We start from the raw sequence: 16,820 nt of genomic DNA, 5'->3' as shown, positions 1-16,820 counted from the left end.
CCGCTCAACGCGGCTCGGTGATTTCCGTCTGCATCTCCACCTCGACCTCGGCCGCGCTGGTATGCGGTACGCGCGGCTGGCTGGTCAGATGCCGGTACCAACGCCACGCAAGCCAGCCGGTCACCGTCAGCGCACTGGCGCCCAGCGCCAGATACACCATGTGGCCGGACAGCAGCGGCGACAGCACGCCGGCGACCACCGCGCACATCATCAGGCTGCCGAACGCCTGCACCGACGAAGCGCCGCCGCGTCGATGCGGAAAGCGGTCCAGCAGCAACAGCGTGAGCGTGGGAAACGCCAGCTGCACGCCGATGCCGTGCAGGACCAGCGGCAGCATCGACCACGGCAAAACCGGCTCAGTGGTGACTAGCGCAATCAACAGATGCAGCCCGCACGCGAGCAGCATCGAGCCGTAGCCGAGGTTGACCGTGTACGCCGCGCTGCGGCGATGGGCGAGTCGTCCGGACATCCAGGCACCGGCCATCAGGCCGGCCACCGTCGGCAGGAACAGCCACGGAAAACCCTGCGCGGACAGATGCAGCAGATCGCGAATGATGTGCGGCGCCGAAGAGATGTACAAAAACAGCCCGGCAAAATTCACCGAACAGGAAATCAGCAGCGGCCAGAACGGCCGGTCCTTGCCGAAATTGATGTAGCCGCGCACCAGCGTACCCGCGCGAAACGGCGTGCGCGCCGCCACCGGATGGGTTTCGTCGAGGAACAGCGCCAAGGCCGCCGCCAGCACCAGCGTGAAACCCATCAGCACCCAGAAGATGCCGTGCCAGCCGTTGAGGAAGAGCAACTGCGCGCCCACGATCGGCGCGATCACCGGCGCGATGCTGAAGATCATCATCACGCGCGACATCATCTGCTGCGCCGCCGGCCCTTCCAGGCTGTCGCGCACGATCGCGCGGCCCACCACCAGGCCCGCACCGGCGCACGCGCCCTGCAGCGCGCGACAGCTCAGCAGCATCACGTAAGAGGTCGACAGCGCCGCGCCCGCGGACGCCAGCGCATAGACCAGCATGCCTGCCACGATCACCGGCTTGCGCCCGATCGCATCGGAGATCGCGCCATGGAACAGGCTCATCGCCGCATAGGTGATCAGGTACATGCTGATCATCTGCTGCAAGCCGGTGCTGTCCACGCCAAAGCGCGCGCCGATCAACGGAAACGCCGGGAAGACGGCATCGATCGAAAACGGGCCGATCATCGACAAGCCCGCCAGCAACAACGGCAGGCTGCGCCGGACAGGGCGCGGGATGGGGGTCATGGGCGTGGCACGGCGGGCGAGAAGAGCCGAGTATAGCGGTGCCCTTCGCGCGGCTGATCCATGACGTTCGAGGGATCATGGGCTAGGATAAATGGCACAAGGAGATGGCATGCCTCCTGCTGCCGGCTTGCTCCGCGGCGAACCACCTTCGGGTTGATGATGCCTGCACCGCCGGATTTTCCGGGGCGCAGGCGTGTGCCTGTATCCGGGGAGTCCTTCCGAAGTTCTTCAGAAGGAGACGACAACGTGGGCTTTACCGGTTTTATCGCCGTCGGCGTAGGAGGCGTGCTGGGTTGCTGGCTGCGCTGGATGCTTGGCGTCGTGCTCAACCCCATCTTTCCCACCGTACAACTGGGCACGCTCGCCGCCAACCTGATCGGCGGCCTGCTGATGGGCGTGGTGCTGGGCATCTTCGATCACTTCCAGACCTTGCCGCCCGAGCTTCGCCTGTTCGTCGCCACCGGCTTCCTGGGCGGGCTGACCACCTTTTCCACCTTCTCGGCCGAATCGACCACGCTGCTGCTGCGTCAGCAGTACCTATGGTTCGGCGGCCACATGGCCCTGCATCTGGTCGGCTCGATCGCATTGACCATTGCCGGTATCGCCCTCACCCGCGCCGTATTGCGCTAGGAGGCTCCATGGAAACCCAGCAGCAAGGCGTCCAGCTCAGCTTCTACACCCATACCCGCGCCCACCACGACGGCAAACTGGTCTACGAATGGTTGCTCGAACACGCCCGCAGCCACGGCATCGGGGGCGGTTCGGCGTTTCGCGCCATCTGCGGCTTCGGCAGGCACGGCGTGCTGCGCGAAGAACAGTTCTTCGAACTGGCCGACGACCTCGCCATCAAGGTGGAATTCCTGCTCAGCGAGGCGCAGTCGCAGGCGCTGCTGCAAACGGTCCGCGAAAGCGGCGTCGACGCAGTCTTTGCAATTGCTCCTGCAAGCTTTGGGATACTAGGCAGGACGCCGCACTCCCGCTGATCAGGCGGCGCCATCCTGCCCTTCTCGTCACCATGGCATACGAGGACCGCATGAGTCAGGATTCATTGAAGGTACGCGCCGCCAGTTTGCTCGAACACGCCGGCATTCTTCTCGACGGTTCGCGCCCTACCGACATGCGGGTGCACGACGAACGACTCTACGCACGCGTGTTTTCGCACGGATCGCTGGGCCTTGGCGAAAGCTATATGGACGGCTGGTGGGACAGCGAAGACCTGCCCGGCCTGTTCACGCGGGTGCTCGGCGCGCAGCTGGACACCGAACTGAAGTCCCTGGACACGCTGCTCGCGCATCTGAAGGCGCGCTTCGTCAACCTGCAGCGTGGCGACCACGCGTTCGACATCGGCCGCGTGCACTACGACCTGGGCAACGACTTGTTCCAGGCCATGCTCGGCAAGCGGATGGTGTATTCGTGCGGTTACTGGGCGCAGGCGAACAACCTCGACGATGCGCAGGAAGCCAAGCTCGACCTGATCTGCCGCAAGCTGCGCCTGCAGCCCGGGCAGCGTGTGCTGGACATCGGCTGCGGCTGGGGCGAGGCGCTGAAGTTCGCCGCGGAACGCTATGGCGTACAGGGCGTGGGCGTCACTGTTTCCAAGGAACAGGCGGCGTACGCGCGCGAGCTTTGCAAAGGCCTGCCGATCGATATCCGCCTGCAGGACTATCGCGAGATCAACGAACCGTTCGACGCGGTCTTTTCAATCGGCATGTTCGAACACGTGGGCGCGCTCAACTACCGCACCTACTTCGAGATCGCGCGCCGCTGCCTGCACGACGACGGCCTGTTCGTGCTGCATTCCATCGGCAGCAACGGCTCGCCCAGCCGGCCCGATCCGTGGATCGAGAAATACATCTTCCCCAACTCGATGATCCCCGCCGCCAGCCAGGTGACAGAGGCGCTGCAGAATCTGTTCGTAGTGGAGGACTGGCACAACTTCGGCACCGACTACGACCTCACGTTGTCGGCGTGGCGGGCCAATTTCGATGCAGCGTGGCCGCAGCTGGCCGCCAACTACGATGATCGCTTCCGCCGCATGTGGCGCTTCTACCTGTCCGTCTCGGCCGCGGTGTTCCGCAGCCGCCGCGACCAGCTGTGGCAGCTCACGCTCAGCCCGCACGGCGTGCCTGGCGGTTACCGTGTGCCACGCTGAGAATGCTTGCAGCAAGCTAGTTCGAGCACGATAGTGCGCATATCAGCGGGCCGGATAGCCATGGCCCGCTACGACACGTGGTCAGCCCCTGATTCGGGATTTCCCTTTGAAACTGCTTCGACGATACGCGGCCGCCCTGGCCCTCAACCTGTTGCTCGTCTCGGTCGCGGTGGCCCAGCCCGGCCTGTGGGTGGCCAAGAACGAGCACGCCACCGTCTATCTGTTCGGCACCGTGCACCTGCTGCCTTCGGACACCCACTGGCAGTCCGCTGCGCTGGACAAGGCACTGGACGAGAGCCAGCGCCTGAGCATCGAGGTGGTCGACGACGATTCGGCGTCCATGCAAGGCCTGCTGATGCAGCACGGCGTCGACCAGAGCGAGCTGCTGACCAGCAAACTCGACGAGAGGGATCGGGGCGAACTGGAGAAGGCAGCCGAAGCGGCCAAGCTGCCCGGAGGTGTCGACGCGTTGCAGCAAATGCGCCCCTGGCTGGCGGCGCTCACGCTCACCATGGCGCCACTGATGCAGGCCGGACTCGACCCGAACGAGGGCGTGGACAAGCTGCTCAAGGCGCGCATGCAGCAGGCCGGCAAACCCATCGACGGGCTGGAAACCGCGGAGAAGCAGATCCGCATGCTGGCCGACCTGCCCGAGGCAATGCAGCTGGAATTCCTGCGCCAGTCCTTCAAGGACGTGGCTGACGGCCCGTCCAAGCTGCACGAGCTGATCGATGCCTGGCGCAACGGCGACACCGACGCGATCGCCAGGATCGAGGACGAAGACCTGCGCAAGGACAGCCCGATGCTCTACCAGACGCTGATCGTCGAGCGTAATCAGGCCTGGGCCAAGACCATCGCCGAGCGCATGCAGCAGCCGGGCGTGAGTTTTGTCGCCGTGGGCGCGGGGCATCTGGCCGGGCCGGACAGCTTGCAGGAGCAGTTGCGCAAGCTGGGCATCAAGACCACACGCATTCAGAACTGACCGGCCCCTCCCTGTGGGAGCGCACCCTGTGCGCGACTGCCACGCCTCGCCCACCCTCAATGGCCGGCTTTCGCGGACCCGCCGCTCGGCTTCATCGCTCCGTCGCCTGTCGCGCACAGGGTGCGCTCCCACAGGGCGGCGCCTATCACCCCTCGCCGGCTGGTCCCCCTTTCTGGCACCATCGTCCGGTTAAGCGCGCCCTCTGCGTGCAGCCCAACGACGCAAACCCATGAATTTGCAAGCCAATTTCGAACAGATCCCGCTCAAGGAATACGCCGAGCGGGCTTACCTCGACTATTCCATGTACGTGGTGCTGGATCGCGCCCTGCCCTTCGTGGGCGACGGCCTGAAGCCGGTGCAGCGTCGCATCGTCTACGCCATGAGCGAGCTGGGCCTGGCGGCTTCGTCCAAGCCCAAGAAGTCGGCCCGCACGATCGGCGATGTGATCGGCAAGTTCCATCCGCACGGCGATACCTCGTGCTACGAGGCGATGGTGCTGATGGCGCAGCCGTTCTCGTACCGCTATCCGCTGGTGGACGGCCAGGGCAACTTCGGCTCGCCGGACGATCCGAAAAGCTTCGCGGCCATGCGCTACACCGAGTCGCGCCTGAGCCCGATCGCCGAGGCCCTGTTGGGCGAACTCGGCCAGGGCACGGTGGACTGGGTGCCGAACTTCGACGGCACGCTGGAAGAACCCAGCTGGCTGCCCTCGCGCGTGCCGCATGTGCTGCTCAACGGTTCGATGGGCATCGCCGTGGGCATGGCCACCGATATTCCGCCGCACAATCTGCGCGAAGTGGTGAGCGCGTGCATCCGCCTGCTGGATGATCCGGACGCCACCGTCGCCGACCTGTGCGAACACATCCAGGGCCCGGACTATCCGACCGAAGCGGAAATCATCACGCCCCGCAACGAACTGCTGGCGATGTACCAGAACGGCATCGGCTCGGTGCGCGCCCGCGCCGTGTACCACATGGACGAGGGCAACATCGTCATCACCGCGCTGCCGCACCAGGTCAGCCCGTCCAAGATCCTCGAGCAGATCGCCGCGCAGATGCGCGCGAAGAAACTGCCGATGGTGGAAGACCTGCGCGACGAATCCGATCACGAGAATCCGATCCGCCTGGTGGTGGTGCCGCGTTCCAACCGCATCGACGCCGCCGAGGTGATGCAGCACCTGTTCGCTACCACGGACATGGAGAAGAGCTTCCGCATCAATCTCAACATGATCGGTTTGGACGGCCGTCCGCAGGTGAAGGATCTCAAGCGGATCCTCAGCGAGTGGCTGCATTTCCGCACCGATACGGTGACGCGCCGCCTCAACCATCGCCTGGCCAAGGTCGAGCGTCGCCTGCACCTGTTGGAAGGCTTGCGCATCGCCTACCTCAACCTGGACGAAGTAATCCGCATCGTCCGTACCGAGGACGAACCCAAGCCGGTGCTGATGGCGCGCTTTGGCCTCAGCGACGAACAGACCGACTACATCCTCGAGACCAAGCTGCGCCAACTGGCGCGCCTCGAGGAAATGAAGATCAATGCCGAGCGCGATCAGCTCGAAGAAGAACGCGCACGCATCAACGTCCTGCTGAAGTCGCCCGCCAAGCTCAAGGGTTTGATCAAGGAAGAACTGCGCGCCGACGCCGCCAAGTTCGGCGACGACCGCCGCTCGCCGCTGGTGCAGCGCAATGCCGCGCAGGCGCTCGATGAAAGCGCACTGGTCGCCAGCGAACCGGTCACCGTGGTGCTGAGCGCCAAGGGCTGGATCCGCGCCGCCAAGGGCCACGACGTCGACGCAGACGGCCTCAACTATCGCGAAGGCGACAGCCTGCTCGCCGCGGTAAAGGCGCGCACCACGCAGCAAGTCGCGGTGATCGACTCCACCGGTCGCAGCTATTCCATGGCAGCGCACACGCTGCCCTCGGCACGCGGCAACGGCGAGCCGGTCACCGGTCGCTTCAGCCCGCCCTCGGGCGCCAGCTTCGACGCGCTCGCCGCCGGCGACAACGACACGCGCCTGATCCTGGCCACCGACCACGGCTACGGCTTCGTGACGCGCTTCGAGGCGCTCACCGGCCGCAACAAGGCGGGCAAGCAGATCATTACCCTGGGCGATGGCGCCAAGGTGCTGGCGCCGCAGATCAGCGCCGATCCGGCACGCGACCGCATCGTCGTCGTCACCACCGAAGGTCATCTGCTGATGTTCTCGGTGGCCGAGTTGCCGGAGCTCGACAAGGGCAAGGGCAACAAGCTGATCGACGTGCCCAAGGCCAAGTTGAGCGCAGGCGTGAAGGTCGTCGGCGTGGCCGTGGTCACCGAAGGCAAGGGCGAAGTGACGCTCTATGCCGGCCAGCGCAAGCTCACGCTGAAGTGGTCGAACCTGGTCGAGTACGGCGGCAACCGCGCCACCCGCGGCGGCCTGCTGCCGCAGGGCCTGCGGCGGGTGGAGCGGATCGAGACGACGGGCTGATCCAACCCTTCCATCCTTCCTCCCACACTGTTGTTTGCCGGCCCCTAGACCATCCTTCATGTTGACGGACGCCCCGCCTGGGCCGTATCCAGTGTGCTCCCGCCGTAGCACAAGGATGGTTCATGCGTACGTCACGACTGCCGGCGCTCATCGCCGGCCTGTTGTTCGCAGTAACGGCTCACGCCGCGGATACCGATCACTGGCAGGTGCCGGTGGCCGTGAAGAAGCTGGACAACGGCCTCACCGTCGTCGTTTCCGAAGACCATAGTTCACCCACCGTAGGCATCAGTACGGTCTACCACGTGGGCATGCGGCTGGAGCCGCAGAACCGCACCGGCTTTGCGCATCTGTTCGAACACCTGATGTTCGAAGGCACGCCCAATGCACCCAAGGGCACGTTCGATCGGGTCATCCAGGGCGGCGGTGGCGTCTTCAACGGATCCACGCGCGCCGACTACACCAACTACATCGCCTCCGCGCCGATCTCCGCGTTGGAACCGCTGCTGTGGATTGAAGCGGACCGCATGAAGACGCTGGATTTCAGCGAAAAGAATCTCGACAACCAGCGCAACGTGGTGAAGGAAGAAATCCGCGTCAACGTGAAGAACCAGCCTTACGGCCTGTTCTTCTGGACCGACCTGGACGCGCTGGCCTTCGACAAATGGGCCAACAAGCACGACGGTTACGGCTCGTTCGACGATCTCGACCACGCCAGCATCGCCGACGTGAAGGCCTTCCACGACACGTTCTACCAGCCCGCCAATGCAGTGCTTGGCATCTCCGGCGACGTCACGCCCGAGCAGGCCTTCGCGCTGGCGCAAAAATACTTCGGCGCGATTCCGGCTCGGCCACTTCCCGCTCCTGCGGACGTTTCCGAACCGCTGAATAGCAAAGGCCGCCACCTCGAACAGACCGACGCGTTGGCGAAGGCACCGGCCATTGCCGTGGGCTGGAAAGCGCCCGATCGCGGCAGCAAAGACCAGATGCCCATGCTGGTGCTGGCCCAGTTGCTGATAGGCGATGACGCATCGCGCTTCTACCAGGGTCTGGTGAAGGGACGCGAACAGCTGCTGCAGATCCAGGGCGGCGTGAACTTCGCGCTCGGCAGCGGCACCGATTACGCGGGCCCCACCTTGTTTGGCCTGTTTGCCATCTACAAGCCCAACGCCCAGCCCGACCAGGTGCTGGCTGCGCTCAACGAGGAAATCGCCAAGGTCGCCCATGATGGTGTCGATGACGCCACGCTGGCGCGTGTGAAAACCAAGATGCTATCGGACTGGTACGGCGGCATGGAGGATTTCCTCTCCCGCGCCGACACGCTGGCCAAGCTGCAGACTCTGTGGGGCGACGCCAACGTGGTGAATCAAGTGCCCGGCTGGATCAACCAGGTGACGGCCGATGACGTACGCCGCGTGGCACAGACCTATCTCACCGACGCCAATCGCAGCGTGATCATCCGCCGCCCGGTGGCGACCCACGGCAAGGACGCCGGCGCCAAGCCGGCCAAGCACTAAGGAGAGCGAAGGCCATGATCACGACGACTCTGAAAGCATCCCTGCTCGCAGCCGCCCTCGGCATCGCCATGACCGCGCACGCGGCCGAAGCGCCCATGCCCAAGGAACTGCCGCCCTACGGCCCTGAGCGACCGCTGCCGGTGCCGCAGATCACGCAGCGCACCTTGCCCAATGGCCTCACCGTGTGGGTGATTCCGCGCAACGGCCTGCCCAAGGTGAACGTGCAGCTGGCGGTGCTCGGCGGCACTTCATACGACGACGCGCAGCATCCGGCCCAGGCCGAGCTGATGGCCGCCTTGTTCAACGAAGGCACCGACAAGCTCAGCTCCAAGCAGATCGCCGAACAGCTGCAAGCCATCGGCGGTGATTACGGCGCCAACGCAGGGCGCGATTCCATTGGCGTCAGCGCAAGCGCCCTGGCCAGCCATTCGGATGAACTGCTCGAACTGGTGGCCGACACGGCGCTGCATCCGAGCTTCCCCTCCAAGGAAGTCACCCTGGAGAAAACCAACGCACTGCAGTCGTTGAAGGTCAATGAGGCCGACCCTGACTGGCAGTCGATGCGCGCGTTCAACCACGCGGTCTACGGCAATCATCCGTATGCCCGTGACGAGCTCACCGAGGCAAGCATCCAGGCGGTCACGCCCGAGTCGCTGCACCAGTTGCACGATCAACGCATGCGGCCGGAACGGGCACTGCTGGTGGTGGTCGGCAAGGTCGATGCGGATCAAGTGCTCAAGACAGTCGAGCAACAGTTCGGCAGCTGGAAGGCACAAGGACCCGCGCCTGCCAACGTGGCCCAGGTGCCCGCCAATGTGCCTGCGCAGAAGTTGCTGGTGGCGCGCGCTGGCGCGGTGCAGACCAATATCCGATTTGGCCAGCCCACGGCGCCCATGCGCGATCCGGACTTCATCCCGCTCACCGTGGCCAACACCGTGCTCGGCGGTGGCTTCAGCAGCCGCATCACGCAGGACATCCGCGAGGACAAGGGCTATTCGTACAGCCCCTATTCCACGCTGGATGTGCGCCGCAACGGCGGCAACACGCTCGCCGTGGTGGATGTGCGCAACGAAGTCACCGGCGCCACGCTGGGCGAACTGTCCAAGCTCTACCAAGGCATGGGCACCGAGCCGGCCAGTCCCGAAGAGCTGATGCGCGCCAAGCGCCTGATCGCCGGCATCTACCTGCTGCGCAACCAGATCCAGTCCGCCCTGGCCAACACGCTGGCGCGCTACTGGGTGAGCGGCATGCCGCCGTCGTTCATGACCACCTACGTGACCGACACCGGCAAGGTCACCGCCGAGCAGGTGCAGGCGATGGGACGGAAGTACTTTGCGCCGGAGAAACAGAGCATCATCCTGGTGGGCGACCCCAAAGCGATCGATCCGCAGTTGAAGCCGATCGGCAGCTTTACGCCTTATCAGCCTTGAGCAACCCCGCGTGGCGGCGGGAACTCCCGTCGCCGCGCGTCGTCCAAGGGAGGCGTGTCCACACCGGCGACGGTGGCGCGTTATAGGCCTCACGTCCCCGGAGTTTTTCCATGAAGATCGTCCGCACCACCGTTTTCGCCGCCGCCACGCTGCTGGCAGCCACGGCCTGGGCACAGAACGCCGACCAGTCGCTGAACCTGAAGCTGCCGGCCAATCTTCCCGCCGCCAGCGCCAGCGCGGCACCGCCACCACCGCCGGCCACCACGGTGGCCAACAGCAGCGGCCAGACGGCCAAGCCCAACGGCAACGCCACCGCGCAGGCCGCGAGCCAGAACGGCAGCTACACCAAGGATCCGCCGGGGACTTACTACGGCGACACCAGCGGCGCGATGGGCGACACCCAGGCAGCCGTCGGCGTTGCTCCGGCGGTGACCTGCGACGACGCCACCTACAACCAGCCGCAGGTACATGGCTCGGTCACCACGGGCGTGGTTGCCGGCAACCACTTCAGCGGCAACTACACCGGCGGCGGCGTCACGCTGAGCCAGGCTTTCGGCAGCTGCGAGCACCCGACCGGCGGCATGAGCATCTCGGTGGGCGGCACCCAGGGCCACTTCGGCCGCTGAGCGCCGGAAGGCCCTGCCTGCACTGGCATTCGGCCCCGCCACGGGGCCGCAGGGGTCGAAAGTTCTTGGAAAGGGTCGGTGGTCAGACTGACCCCATGATTTACTGTCATCTTTCCGCGTGGCGCATGCCCCGGATTTCCCCGATTGGCTGCTGCGGAGCTCCCCAGTGATTCAAGACGTCGAGTTCCGCTATGAAGGCGGTCGCAGCGGTGTGCTGCTCATTCATGGCCTGACCGGCACGCCGACCGAGATGCGACTGCTCGGCAAGGGCCTCAATCGCGCGGGTTACACGGTGTACGGCATGCAGTTGGCGGGCCATTGCGGCGACGTCGACGACCTGCTGAAGACCGGCTGGCGCGAGTGGTATGCCAGCGTGGAAGCTGCCGCCGACAAATTCCGCCACGAGGTGGATCACCTGTTCGTGGCCGGCCTGTCGATGGGCGCCGTGCTGGCGCTCAAGCTGGCCGCCGAGCGTCCGGAATGGGTCAAGGGCGTGGGCGTCTACGGCGCCACCTTCCGCTATGACGGCTGGGCGATTCCGTGGATCGGCAAGTTCTCCTTCCTGCTGCCCTTCCTGCACCGCTTCGGCATCGGCAAGCACCGCATGGTGCACGAGGGTGAACCGTACGGCATCCGTGACGAGCGCCTGCGCGCGCAGATCAGCAGCGCCATGCTGAGCGGCGACAGCGCCGCTGCCGGCCTGCCCGGCAACCCATGGCCGTCGCTCGGCGAGATGTACAACATGGCCGCCGTGGTGAAGCGCGACCTCCCCAAGGTGACCGCGCCCTGCCTGATCGCCCATGCCACCGAAGACGACATCGCCAGCATCGAGAACGCCTATCTCGTGCAGCGCGGCGTGTCCGGCCCGGTGGAAACGCTGTGGCTGAAGGACAGCTACCACATGATCACGGTGGACCGGGAACGTCGCCTGCTGACCGACCGCTCGGCGGAATTCTTCCGCCAGATCGCCGCCACCTACGAACCCGTCGCGCGCGCTGCGGCCTGAGGACTCCCCATGAGTCCCCTGGTCGTCGCGTTGTGGCTGCTCAACGTCACGCTCGATACCGTCGGCCAGCTGTCCTTCAAGGCAGCGGCCGGCGACCCGCGAGCGGGTGACGGCGTTGCGCGTTGGAAATACATGGCGGCGCGTCCGTGGATCTGGATCGGCGTGCTGTCCTACGTGGCCGAATTCCTGGTCTGGATCGCCTTCCTGTCGCTGGTCGATCTTTCGCAAGGCGTGCTGCTGGGCTCGATCAACATCGTGGTGGTGATGATCGCCGGCCGGATCCTGTTCAAAGAAAAACTGACGCCGCTGCGCGTGACCGGCATGCTGCTGGTGACCGCGGGCGTGGCCATTGTCGGCATGGCCGGAGGCTGAGACATGTCGATGAAGCTAGCCCGTTTCTACGCCATCGGCTTCACCATCCTGGTGTTGTTCGACACGCTGGTGCAGCTGAGTTTCAAGTACGCCGGCGATCACGCCTTCCCGCCCGAAGCGAACTGGGCATGGATCGTGCGCGTGTTTGGCCATCCGTGGATCTATGTCGCGGTGATCGGCTACGTCGGCAACTTCTTCACCTGGATGACCCTGCTCAAGCACGCGCCGATCGGCCCTGCGTTTGCCGTCACGCATCTTGAAGTGGTGAGCGTGATGCTGTTCTCCGTGTGGCTGTTCCACGAGCCTCTGACCGCGTCACGCATCATCGGCGCCGTCGCCATCGTGGCCGGCATCATCTGCCTGGCGTTCGCGGAAAGCGGCGCGCATCCGGAAGGCGATGCGCCGACCGAAGCGAAAGGCGCGCTCGGCGTCGCGGCCGGCGACTGAGCAGCCATCCCTCATGTCCCGCGAGCTACCGCCCACCGCCGGCCTGCCGCTACAGCTGAGCGATCTGTGGCCGGGCAGTGCACCGTTCGCGGATCAGGTTGCCGCCTGGCTCGGTGTGGAGCACCTGCAACTGGAATGCTCGGGCACGTCGGCCATGGTGGTGGCGCTGAAGGCCATGCATGGCCTGCGCCCGCAACGCGACGAAGTGATCGTTCCCGCGTGGACCTGCCCGCTGGTGGCGCTCGCCATTCATCGTGCCGGCCTGAAGCTGCGGCTGTGCGACCTCGCGCCAAACCATTTCGATATGGACGTCGCCCAGCTTTGCGTATTGGGCGGCCCCAGGACGCTGGCCATCGTGCCGACGCATCTGGCCGGTCGCGTGGCCGACGTGAACGCAGCGCTCGACGTGGCGCATCGCGTGGGCGCCTACGTGCTCGAAGACGCTGCGCAAGCACTGGGCGCGAAACAGAGCGGCCTCAGCGTCGGCTTGCTCGGTGATGCCGGATTCTTCAGCCTCGCCGTGGGCAAGGGGCTCACTTTGTTCGAAGGTGGCCTGCTGCTGACTCGCGATCCGGTATTGCGCACGGCCTTTGCAGCCAGCCATCAGGCCCATGTTCATGCCGATGCGAAAATGGACTGGCAGCGTGCGCTGGAACTGATCGGCTACGCGGTGGCCTATCGTCCCTCGCTGCTGCCGTTGGCGTATGGACGTCCATTGCGAAAAGCGCTGGCGGCTAACGACCCGGTGGCAGCGGTGGGCGACGATTTCGGGCCTGATATTCCCATGCACACCGTGAGCGACTGGCGACAGTCGGTGGGCTCACGTGCGCTGCCTCGCCTTCCTGCCTTTCTTGATGTCACGCGTACCCAGGCCTTGCGTCGCGTGGAGCGACTGCGGCGCATTCCCGGCATCACCGTGTTTGACGACGCGCAGGGCCAGCAAGGCGTGTGGCCCTTCCTGTTGCTCACCCTGCCCGACCCGGCCAGGCGCGATGCGGCGTTGAAGACACTATGGACGGCCGGCCTCGGCGTCAGCCGCCTGTTCATTCACGCCCTGCCCGATTACGGCTATCTGCGCGACATCGTCGCCGACGCCGAGTTGCCCAACGCGCGTGCCTTTGCCGCGCGCTCGCTCACCATCACCAACAGTCCCTGGCTGGATGACGCGACGTTCGAGGCCATCTGCCTGGAGCTGGAACGCGCGACGGCCTGAAAACCGCGTTCAACGTGTCGGAAGTTCATGGCTTTCCGCGCGTTTCGATGTGGAAAGAAACAGCAGCGCGCCCAGGCCGAGACTCAGGCAAGGACCGACGACCGCCATGCCCATGCCGGAGGGGATGCTCACTCCCATCATCACGGCGGCATTGGACGCGGCGTGCATCAACACGCACAACAAAATGCTGTGCGTACGGGTGTATAGCCAGCCGAACAGCAGCGCATTGCCCATCACGCCCACCAGGAACAGCGCGAAGCCCGCGTGGTATTGCGCCACGCCCGGCAGGAAGAACAGCGGCAGGTGCCAGACCGCCCAGATCGGCCCGATCAACAGGGCTGCACGAGCGGCGCCGAGGGTCCGGCCCCACTCCTCCTGCGTGATGCCGCGCCAGCCCAGTTCCTCCAGGCCGCCACCGATAATGGTCATCAGCAGGTAGAGCGGAAACTGATACCACGGTCGAATGCTGACGGCCGTCGCCAGCGCGGGCTTCAAGGCCACAGCGACACCGATCGCGAACAGGCCCAAGGCGATGGGCAAACCCAGCGCCACCAGATACCACACGGGACGCACCCGCCAGCGCAGCACCCGCTGATTGAACTCGCGCAACGGCACTTCATGGCGCGTGCACCACACGGCGATATATGCCGCGATGGTCGGCCCCAGGCCGCCCAGCACGTACAACGTCATGAAGGGCCAGGTGCCATAACTGGTGGCCTGCGCCTGGGCCAACGCGACCAGCGCGCCCCATGACAACCAGGTGATGGCGAAGGTGACGCCAAGAAAGATCAACGCGCGACGACTGGCGGGAAAGTGCTCGGTCATACGATGGCATCGCCTCGAAGCATGCCGGAACGAGCCGGCTCTCGATTTGCCTGCGACATCCTTGCCCGTTCAACGCCGCGTCGGCGTGAATGCCGGGCCGATACTCAACCCAACGCTTTACACGCTGCTTTCGGCGATGGCCGCCAACAGTCGTGTATTGAACGCCCGCTGCTGCGCCTGCCAGGCATCCAGCTCGGCCTGCGGCACCGGTTCCTGGCCATCCATGCCGCTCAACAAGCGCTTCCACCACGTGCGGTACTGATAAGCCGAGACTTCACCGTTGATGTCGCTGGCGACGATGCGTCCGCGCAACGCTTCGATGATCGCCATCGCGTGGGACTCTTCAAGCCTGCCCTGGTCCCAGTTAGTGCGCGCCGTCTCGACGCTGAAGGCATCCTTGTCGATGGACAGATACGTGGGCTGCGGCGCCTGCTTCAGCTGCTCCACGAACGCGCAGGTCAGCGCATCGGGATCCTCGAAGCGATGGAAGGCATCGCCCAGCCCCAGCTTCGCCGCCCAGTCCACGTTTACGTCCATGCACCAATAGCTGAGCTTGCCGGCCTGCAGCGGACGCAGGTAGTTCTCCCATGCGTGCCTGGCGCCAATGTCACCAGAGGTAATCCCCACCACGTGCACATGCGTCACGAACGGCAGCATGGCGACCCGACGCACCCACGATCCGCAATGGATGCCCCACGGGAAACGCATATTGTCCGGATGGTTGTCGAACACCACCAACTGGAACGGACCGCGGGCGCGTTGACGCTGCACCAGCGGCCAGGTGAGATGGTGATAATCGCCCGAGCCCATAAGGACGGTGCCGTAGTTTTCCGGCAGATGCGCGTCGAGATAGCCGCGCAGCCGATCGAAGCTGCGCAGCGTGCAGCCAAAGCGAATCGCTTCCTGCCAGTCGGTGAGCGCCAGCGTGGTCGCGCCCGGAATCGCGCCGACCGAACTGTCGAAATCCAGGATCAGTGGTTCACGCCGGTTCATGCGCCGCCCATTGGCTATCGCTCTCGAAGAATTTGCCGAGCTTGCGCGCGGCCAGCCGCAGCAGCGGATTGCGCAGATAGATCGCGTGCCGCGTCAGGGTGAATTGTGCACCCAGATAGGCTTTGATCTGCGGATCGGTCCAGCCCGCCACATAGTGGGTGAGATTTTGCTCCCGCGCGAAGGCGAGATTGTGAAACCAGCTGGTGAAGTACAGGTTCTGTTCGCGCGCCTGCGGATAGGCAAATCCCACGTACTTGTCGATCAGCTTGCCTTCCACCACAAAGCACAGATTCCAGCCGATCATCTCACCCTGGTGGCGATAGACAAACACCATGCCGCCATTGGTCGAATCGCGCAGCACGGCGGCGAAAAAGTCGCGACTGAGCTTGTCGAAATGGACTTCACTCTGCGCGTAGACGTTTTCGTAGAGCGCGTAATAGCCGTCGATCACGGCGTCGTCGTTGAACGCCGCATCGCCGCAAGGCACCGAGGTCACCGCTACTTCATCGCGTTTGCGCAGTTTGCGGCGGATGTCTTTGCGGCGACCCGACGACAGGCGCGCGAGGTAATCGTCCTCGCCCTGGAAGTCGATCGTCACATAAGCCAGCGCCTGCCCTTCCAGCAAGATGAAACCGGCGGCGTCGCAGGCATCGGCGAAACGCTTGCACCAGTCGCCCGTAGCGGCGTCGAACAAGGGCGAGGCTTGCGGGATGTCCTTCACGATCATCAACCGCTGGCGCTGGCCCAACTGGTCGCGCAAGGCCTTTGCCAATGCATCGGGCTGGGCATCGCGGGGAAACAGCGCATATTCTGAAACGGTGGTTCCCACGAAGGCCGTGCGCCAACGCAGCAGCCGCCCCCACCAACGATAGCCAGGCGCGCCGGTCACTTTCGCGCGGGCCTGGTCATCGGCGGTGGTGAGCAGATCGAACGGCGCCACGAAGGCCGGCGTGTCCGCGACCTGCATCACACTGAAATCGATGGGGGGATATTGGGCGAACCGGGCGACCAGTGCGTCCGGCTCGAGTTGATTCAGGTACCGCACGCGACAGTCCCACGAGTCACAAGGCCATAGGATACGACTCCCGCCCCGCCGTGCCCACGATTTCCCGCTTAAAAGGCTGGTGAAAGGGAACCCGGAAGAGCATGGCATCAGCCGTTCCATGCGGTGGCGTTCTGGACTTTGTCCTGACGGTTCGTCAGGCTTGTGTAAAGGCATCCGGTGGATGCCCGCGTGACCCGGCGCCATGGACCCCAGGAAACCACAGATGAGCAACGTTCAGCAGGAAACCTTCGACATCATCGCCAAGCAGGCCAAGATCGAGCTTGACACGATCAAGCCGGAGTCCACCCTGAAGGATCTGGGCATCGCCTCACTGGACGCCATCGAAGTGATCTTCGATATCGAAGAACACTTCAACATCAACCTGCCCAACGAAGACACCGACTTCGACGGCGGCACCGTCGGCCAGCTAGTGGAAGCCATCGAGCGCCAGCTCGCCCAGAAGACCAGCGAATAA

At 64.7% G+C, this 16,820-nt stretch carries 17 protein-coding genes and 1 riboswitch; of the genes, 13 read left to right on the top strand and 4 right to left on the bottom strand.

Annotation, left to right across the window (positions count from 1 at the left end; genetic code table 11):
- Positions 1 to 4: 4 nt before the first annotated feature.
- Positions 5 to 1,273: a multidrug effflux MFS transporter gene (locus tag AC1DMY_RS16700; RefSeq protein WP_477166006.1), complete on the bottom strand. Its 1,269-nt coding sequence runs from the start codon at positions 1,271 to 1,273 to the stop codon at positions 5 to 7.
- A gap of 91 nt (positions 1,274 to 1,364) precedes the next feature.
- Positions 1,365 to 1,446, top strand: a riboswitch (Fluoride riboswitch).
- A gap of 73 nt (positions 1,447 to 1,519) precedes the next feature.
- Between AC1DMY_RS16700 and crcB the strand changes: the two genes are divergently transcribed.
- From crcB to AC1DMY_RS16640, 12 genes are all read left to right on the top strand, one after another.
- On the top strand, positions 1,520 to 1,903 hold the full coding sequence (gene crcB, locus AC1DMY_RS16695) for a fluoride efflux transporter CrcB (RefSeq protein ID WP_477166005.1): 384 nt from the start codon (positions 1,520 to 1,522) through the stop codon (positions 1,901 to 1,903).
- Between the two features lie 8 nt (positions 1,904 to 1,911).
- Positions 1,912 to 2,256 (top strand): DUF190 domain-containing protein, encoded by a 345-nt coding sequence (locus tag AC1DMY_RS16690; protein WP_477166004.1) that lies wholly within the window; start codon positions 1,912 to 1,914, stop codon positions 2,254 to 2,256.
- Between the two features lie 50 nt (positions 2,257 to 2,306).
- Positions 2,307 to 3,425: a cyclopropane fatty acyl phospholipid synthase gene (gene cfa, locus AC1DMY_RS16685; RefSeq protein ID WP_477166003.1), complete on the top strand. Its 1,119-nt coding sequence runs from the start codon at positions 2,307 to 2,309 to the stop codon at positions 3,423 to 3,425.
- 106 nt (positions 3,426 to 3,531) lie between these two features.
- Complete coding sequence (locus tag AC1DMY_RS16680) at positions 3,532 to 4,407, top strand: TraB/GumN family protein (RefSeq protein WP_477166002.1); 876 nt, start codon at positions 3,532 to 3,534, stop codon at positions 4,405 to 4,407.
- Between the two features lie 229 nt (positions 4,408 to 4,636).
- Positions 4,637 to 6,874, top strand: a complete 2,238-nt coding sequence (parC, locus tag AC1DMY_RS16675) for a DNA topoisomerase IV subunit A (RefSeq protein WP_477166001.1) — start codon at positions 4,637 to 4,639, stop codon at positions 6,872 to 6,874.
- A 122-nt stretch (positions 6,875 to 6,996) separates the two neighbouring features.
- Positions 6,997 to 8,388: a M16 family metallopeptidase gene (locus tag AC1DMY_RS16670; RefSeq protein WP_477166000.1), complete on the top strand. Its 1,392-nt coding sequence runs from the start codon at positions 6,997 to 6,999 to the stop codon at positions 8,386 to 8,388.
- Positions 8,389 to 8,402: 14 nt separating this feature from the next.
- On the top strand, positions 8,403 to 9,818 hold the full coding sequence (locus tag AC1DMY_RS16665) for a M16 family metallopeptidase (RefSeq protein WP_477165999.1): 1,416 nt from the start codon (positions 8,403 to 8,405) through the stop codon (positions 9,816 to 9,818).
- 110 nt (positions 9,819 to 9,928) lie between these two features.
- Positions 9,929 to 10,444 (top strand): hypothetical protein, encoded by a 516-nt coding sequence (locus AC1DMY_RS16660; protein WP_477165998.1) that lies wholly within the window; start codon positions 9,929 to 9,931, stop codon positions 10,442 to 10,444.
- 166 nt (positions 10,445 to 10,610) lie between these two features.
- Positions 10,611 to 11,450: an alpha/beta hydrolase gene (locus AC1DMY_RS16655; RefSeq protein ID WP_477165997.1), complete on the top strand. Its 840-nt coding sequence runs from the start codon at positions 10,611 to 10,613 to the stop codon at positions 11,448 to 11,450.
- Positions 11,451 to 11,459: 9 nt separating this feature from the next.
- The gene (locus AC1DMY_RS16650; protein ID WP_477165996.1) at positions 11,460 to 11,822 is read left to right on the top strand and encodes an EamA family transporter; all 363 of its coding nucleotides are present in this window, start codon (positions 11,460 to 11,462) and stop codon (positions 11,820 to 11,822) included.
- 3 nt (positions 11,823 to 11,825) lie between these two features.
- Positions 11,826 to 12,269 carry a DMT family transporter gene (locus AC1DMY_RS16645; RefSeq protein WP_082121068.1) on the top strand — a complete coding sequence of 148 codons (444 nt, stop codon included), beginning with the start codon at positions 11,826 to 11,828 and terminating at the stop codon, positions 12,267 to 12,269.
- A 13-nt stretch (positions 12,270 to 12,282) separates the two neighbouring features.
- On the top strand, positions 12,283 to 13,482 hold the full coding sequence (locus AC1DMY_RS16640; RefSeq protein WP_477165995.1) for a DegT/DnrJ/EryC1/StrS family aminotransferase: 1,200 nt from the start codon (positions 12,283 to 12,285) through the stop codon (positions 13,480 to 13,482).
- Between the two features lie 9 nt (positions 13,483 to 13,491).
- On the opposite strand, the gene AC1DMY_RS16635 is transcribed toward AC1DMY_RS16640, so the two are convergent.
- From AC1DMY_RS16635 to AC1DMY_RS16625, 3 genes are all read right to left on the bottom strand, one after another.
- A complete protein-coding gene (locus tag AC1DMY_RS16635; RefSeq protein ID WP_477165994.1) occupies positions 13,492 to 14,307 on the bottom strand; it encodes a CPBP family intramembrane glutamic endopeptidase in 816 nt (271 codons plus the stop codon).
- 117 nt (positions 14,308 to 14,424) lie between these two features.
- Positions 14,425 to 15,300, bottom strand: coding sequence for an arginase family protein (locus AC1DMY_RS16630; protein ID WP_477165993.1), 876 nt, complete (start codon positions 15,298 to 15,300; stop codon positions 14,425 to 14,427).
- Positions 15,287 to 16,345 (bottom strand): GNAT family N-acetyltransferase, encoded by a 1,059-nt coding sequence (locus AC1DMY_RS16625; protein WP_477165992.1) that lies wholly within the window; start codon positions 16,343 to 16,345, stop codon positions 15,287 to 15,289. Before AC1DMY_RS16625 ends, AC1DMY_RS16630 begins: the two co-directional genes overlap by 14 nt.
- 223 nt (positions 16,346 to 16,568) lie before the next feature.
- Here AC1DMY_RS16625 and AC1DMY_RS16620 point away from each other — a divergent pair, with 223 nt between their 5' ends.
- Positions 16,569 to 16,820 carry an acyl carrier protein gene (locus AC1DMY_RS16620; RefSeq protein ID WP_046971921.1) on the top strand — a complete coding sequence of 84 codons (252 nt, stop codon included), beginning with the start codon at positions 16,569 to 16,571 and terminating at the stop codon, positions 16,818 to 16,820.

It is taken from the genome of Dyella sp. 01L423 (assembly GCF_056399945.1).
This window is presented reverse-complemented; position numbering and strand designations above follow the sequence as displayed.

Excerpts from the sequence above, each read along its gene's own strand:
- AC1DMY_RS16700 (WP_477166006.1), bottom strand. The coding sequence starts at position 1,273 with ATGACCCCCATCCCGCGCCCTGTCCGGCGCAGCCTGCCGTTGTTGCTG.
- AC1DMY_RS16690 (WP_477166004.1), top strand. The coding sequence starts at position 1,912 with ATGGAAACCCAGCAGCAAGGCGTCCAGCTCAGCTTCTACACCCATACC.
- cfa (WP_477166003.1), top strand. The coding sequence starts at position 2,307 with ATGAGTCAGGATTCATTGAAGGTACGCGCCGCCAGTTTGCTCGAACAC.
- parC (WP_477166001.1), top strand. The coding sequence starts at position 4,637 with ATGAATTTGCAAGCCAATTTCGAACAGATCCCGCTCAAGGAATACGCC.
- AC1DMY_RS16670 (WP_477166000.1), top strand. The coding sequence starts at position 6,997 with ATGCGTACGTCACGACTGCCGGCGCTCATCGCCGGCCTGTTGTTCGCA.
- AC1DMY_RS16665 (WP_477165999.1), top strand. The coding sequence starts at position 8,403 with ATGATCACGACGACTCTGAAAGCATCCCTGCTCGCAGCCGCCCTCGGC.
- AC1DMY_RS16660 (WP_477165998.1), top strand. The coding sequence starts at position 9,929 with ATGAAGATCGTCCGCACCACCGTTTTCGCCGCCGCCACGCTGCTGGCA.
- AC1DMY_RS16650 (WP_477165996.1), top strand. The coding sequence starts at position 11,460 with ATGAGTCCCCTGGTCGTCGCGTTGTGGCTGCTCAACGTCACGCTCGAT.
- AC1DMY_RS16645 (WP_082121068.1), top strand. The coding sequence starts at position 11,826 with ATGTCGATGAAGCTAGCCCGTTTCTACGCCATCGGCTTCACCATCCTG.
- AC1DMY_RS16640 (WP_477165995.1), top strand. The coding sequence starts at position 12,283 with ATGTCCCGCGAGCTACCGCCCACCGCCGGCCTGCCGCTACAGCTGAGC.
- AC1DMY_RS16635 (WP_477165994.1), bottom strand. The coding sequence starts at position 14,307 with ATGACCGAGCACTTTCCCGCCAGTCGTCGCGCGTTGATCTTTCTTGGC.
- AC1DMY_RS16630 (WP_477165993.1), bottom strand. The coding sequence starts at position 15,300 with ATGAACCGGCGTGAACCACTGATCCTGGATTTCGACAGTTCGGTCGGC.
- AC1DMY_RS16620 (WP_046971921.1), top strand. The coding sequence starts at position 16,569 with ATGAGCAACGTTCAGCAGGAAACCTTCGACATCATCGCCAAGCAGGCC.